Here is a 4,089-nt window from a genome sequence, read left to right as displayed (position 1 = left end):
GCCGCCGCAGACCTTATCGCCTGTGAAGACACACGTGTCACCAAAAAGCTTGCCCAAGCCTTTGGCTTTACAGCCCCCTTGGTCGCCTATCACGAGCATAATGCTGACAAGGTAAGGCCTAAGCTTATTGAAAAGGTAAAAAAAGGCAATGTCGTGGCCTTAGTTTCCGATGCAGGAACTCCTTTAATATCCGATCCGGGATATAAACTAGCGAATAGTGCCCATGAAGAAGGTATCACCTTGACCTCTATTCCAGGTGCTTCGGCTCCTATTAATGCCCTTATATTGTCCGGCCTTCCAACAGACCGTTTTTTCTTTAATGGCTTTCTCCCCAATAAGACAGGTGCTCGTTGCAAGGCCCTTAAAGAGTTGATTGCGATTCCCTCAACACTTATATTTTTCGAATCTACACACCGCTTGGCCGGCTCTTTAGCCGATATGTACAGCGTCCTTGGTAATCGCCCCGCCGCGGTAACACGCGAACTGACAAAGAAGTTTGAAGAAATACGACGTGGAACCTTAAAAGAGCTGTCAGAACACTATGCCGAAGCTGGGAATCCCAAAGGCGAGATCGTCGTTGTTGTTGGGCAAAGCAATACGCAAACCGACGTACTCACCGAACATGATCTAGACGATCAGATTAAAAGTGCTTTGGAAAACAATTCACTCAGGGATGCCGCCGCTTTGGTCAGTACAGCCACTGGCCTGCCTAAAAAGAAAGTTTATCAACGCGCACTGGAACTTTCAAAAGATCGTTAAATGTCCCGTTTCTTTTTAAACAAATCCAAAAAGAACAGCTATACGACAGGCCGCTATGCAGAAACAATTGCAGCGATGTATTTACGGTGCAAGGGGTACCAAATTCTTGCCCGAAACTATAAAACCAAAGTTGGTGAGATCGACCTGATCGCCAGAAGAAGATCCCTTATTTGTTTTTTGGAAGTCAAAAAAAGACATAATCTGGAAACAGCTTCATACGCCATTAGCCAGACACAACAAAAACGCATCATTCATGCAGCAGAATATTTTTTAAGAGTAAACCCTATGTATCTGGATTTTGATAAAAGATTTGATGCCGTTCTTATTGGCGCCACAGTTTTCCCCTATCACATTAAAAATGCATGGCAAGTTCACTAAACAAGCCGTAAAAGACACAAACACTAGGTACAGATCTCAAAGCTTAGGATCAGGACTTAGGATCATCAACAGGAGTAATTCACCATGACCAAGGCGGGTATAGCGCTCAGACTAACATTTACCCTAATCGGGATGGCGATACTGAGTGGATGTAGCACAACTGGCGCCGTCATCGGTGCTGGTGCTGTCGCTGCAAATACTGCAGCAGAAGAACGATCTTTTCAAAAGGCCGTTACAGATGTTCAAATCCAACTTGAAATAAATGACCTTTTTTTACGGGAAAATGTCTCCATTTTCAGAAAAGTGAACATTCAGGTTAATGAAGGCAAAGTATTGCTCAGCGGTAATGTCGAACTACCGGAACATCGTATCATCGCGGTACGTGAAGCGTGGAAAGCAACCGGGGTTCGCGAAGTCATCAACGAGATCGAAGTCAATAATGACAGCGGCATCACTGACTACGCACGTGACGTCTGGATTAATACACAGTTAAAAACAGTTCTATTGTTCGACAAAGAGGTCACTTCGATCAACTACAATATTGATACGGTTAATCAGAGTGTTTATCTGCTAGGCATTGCCCAAAATCAACAGGAAGTGAACCGCGTGATCGCGCATGCCAAGGATATCGACTACGTCAAACGGGTTGTCAGCTATGTCACCTTAAAAGACGATCCCTCTAGGACACAATAATCCTGTTCAAATGACCCTAAGCGGCGGTATTATTGTTTTTTACCGCCGCTAAAAAATTAAAAAGCTCAATGTTGCACCGGACATCACTATCCCACGCAGATATTAACCATCACCTGAAAAATGTCGGCCAGACAAATGACGATGATATTTCTATTTCTGAAACAGCCCTTTTAATTGCTGCACAAGACCGCCAGTCCAATACCATTGATCGGTATAGGGATCATCTGGATAATCTAGTTTTACAGACCGAAGATCTTTTGATCCAAATAAAGCAGCACAAAGATAACCTTGGGCTCAACGACATCCTGAATTCCATCGAAACCGTTCTTTATGATATCAACGGCTACAAGGGCGATACAGAAACATATGACAGCCTGGATAATGCAAACCTTATTGCCGTGATAGAACGACGCAAAGGTCTGCCCATTGTTCTGGGCATTCTTTACTTACACATTATACGCTCTTTGAATTTTAAACAGCCGTTATTGGCTGCAGGTTTGAATTTTCCCGGACATTTCTTGATTCGAATTTCATATGAAAAAGAGCATGTCATTATCGATCCTTTTGAACGCGGAAAGATTCGAGATACGCCTTGGTTACGCGCAACCTTGAAAAATTTTCTGAGTGATCAAGCAGAACTAAGGGCCGAGTTCACACAATCCGTCAGCAATAGAAATATCCTCTTACGACTTCAGAATAATATAAAAGTGCGATTGATTCAGGCGGAAGAACCCGAAAAAGCTCTTGAGGTGTTGGAAAAAATGCTTCTCATTGCCCCCGATGAGCCTGCTATATGGCACGAAGCAGGTATGCTTCAGGCATTTTTAAATAACATTCTTGCTGCAATTAAGACTCTGGAACACTATCTACTTATCGAAGAAGACCACAGAGGTCTTATGGAAGCGTCTCAGATGCTTCAAAAATTGAAAGCACAACTGAACTGATCGACTAGGGAATATGACCTCATGACACTTTCCGTTGCCATCCAGATGGACCCAGTATCAACCATTGACATCAATGGCGACAGCTCTTTCATCTTGGGCCTTGAGGCGCAAAAACGTGGCTATAAACTGTACCATTACCTGCCAAAAGATCTTTCCATGAAAGGATCGCAGGTTTATGCCAAATGCCGCCCGGTAGAGTTCAAACGAGAACAGGGGAATCATGCTACTCTCGGTCAAGTTCAAACCATTGACCTAGCCACCATCGACGTCATCCTTATGCGTCAGGACCCGCCATTTGACATGTCCTACATTACTGCGACGCATCTGTTGGATCATGTGCATCCCCAGACACTTGTCGTAAATGACCCGAGCTGGGTCAGAAATTGTCCGGAGAAACTTTTCATTGCTGAATTTCCCGAACTTATGCCGCCAACCCTGATCACAAATGATCTGGATGAAATCAAAGCCTTCCGAGCGGAATATAAAGACATTATTGTAAAACCGCTCTACGGGAACGGTGGTGCAGGGGTTTTCCACATCAAACCTGATGATGAAAACCTGAATTCTGTGTTTGAACTATTTGAAGAACATTATCGCGAACCCATTATCGCGCAACTGTACCTGCCCGATGTTCGCAAAGGGGACAAACGTATCATCCTGATCGACGGCGAACCCGCTGGTGCCATTAATCGAGTGCCAGCAGAGGGAGAAGCCAGATCCAATATGCATGTCGGTGGACGCCCAGACCCAATCGGCCTGACAGAACGTGACCACGAAATTTGTGCCGCTATTGGCCCGACACTGAAAGAACGCGGCCTTATCTTTGTCGGCATTGATGTCATCGGCGACTATATGACAGAAATCAACGTTACTTCCCCTACCGGAATTCAGGAAATAAACCGCTTTAACGGTGTTTCACTCGAAGCTGATATCTGGGATTCAATTGAACGCAAATTGAACAGGTAAACATTAATCCCACCCAGTGAAAAATCTCTTACTGGGTGGGATAGTTCTGAATTGAGTTAGATCCATCTCATTTTCAATGCATGAATTACAGTCACCTGCCAAAAGCTTTTCTATGTAGTCGCCGCTTCATATTCTTTAATACCCATCGTACCCACAGCAATTGCCGCTAACACCGCAGCCATTCCCACGGCTTGCATCCAATTAAATGTCTCGGATAGAAAGAGAACACCCGTGACTGCCGCCGAAATAGGCATAACTGCTGTAAAAACCCCAGCAATTGAGGCGCTGACACGTGCAACGCCCCAATACCAAAAGTAAAACAACAACACAGAAGCCGTTAGGGCATAAT

General features: G+C 44.5%; 6 protein-coding genes. 5 read left to right on the top strand and 1 reads right to left on the bottom strand.

Annotated features, from left to right (window positions below):
- The 5 genes from rsmI to gshB all read left to right on the top strand — a co-directional run.
- Window positions 1-759: 16S rRNA (cytidine(1402)-2'-O)-methyltransferase (gene rsmI, locus Q0241_RS05605; RefSeq protein ID WP_299374399.1), on the top strand; the 759-nt coding region annotated here is incomplete at its 5' end.
- Window positions 760-1,137: a YraN family protein gene (locus Q0241_RS05600; RefSeq protein ID WP_299374396.1), complete on the top strand. Its 378-nt coding sequence runs from the start codon at window positions 760-762 to the stop codon at window positions 1,135-1,137.
- Between the two features lie 84 nt (window positions 1,138-1,221).
- Window positions 1,222-1,830: a BON domain-containing protein gene (locus Q0241_RS05595; protein ID WP_299374393.1), complete on the top strand. Its 609-nt coding sequence runs from the start codon at window positions 1,222-1,224 to the stop codon at window positions 1,828-1,830.
- Between the two features lie 32 nt (window positions 1,831-1,862).
- Window positions 1,863-2,774 (top strand): tetratricopeptide repeat protein, encoded by a 912-nt coding sequence (locus Q0241_RS05590; RefSeq protein ID WP_299374390.1) that lies wholly within the window; start codon window positions 1,863-1,865, stop codon window positions 2,772-2,774.
- Window positions 2,775-2,795: 21 nt separating this feature from the next.
- Window positions 2,796-3,740 (top strand): glutathione synthase, encoded by a 945-nt coding sequence (gshB, locus tag Q0241_RS05585; RefSeq protein ID WP_299374387.1) that lies wholly within the window; start codon window positions 2,796-2,798, stop codon window positions 3,738-3,740.
- 110 nt (window positions 3,741-3,850) lie between these two features.
- Here the strand turns inward: gshB and Q0241_RS05580 are convergent.
- Window positions 3,851-4,089 (bottom strand): EamA family transporter (locus Q0241_RS05580; RefSeq protein ID WP_299374383.1); only part of this gene is annotated, 239 nt, incomplete at its 5' end.

Source organism: uncultured Kiloniella sp., assembly GCF_937128705.1.
Taxonomy (GTDB): domain Bacteria; phylum Pseudomonadota; class Alphaproteobacteria; order Kiloniellales; family Kiloniellaceae; genus Kiloniella.
This window is presented reverse-complemented; position numbering and strand designations above follow the sequence as displayed.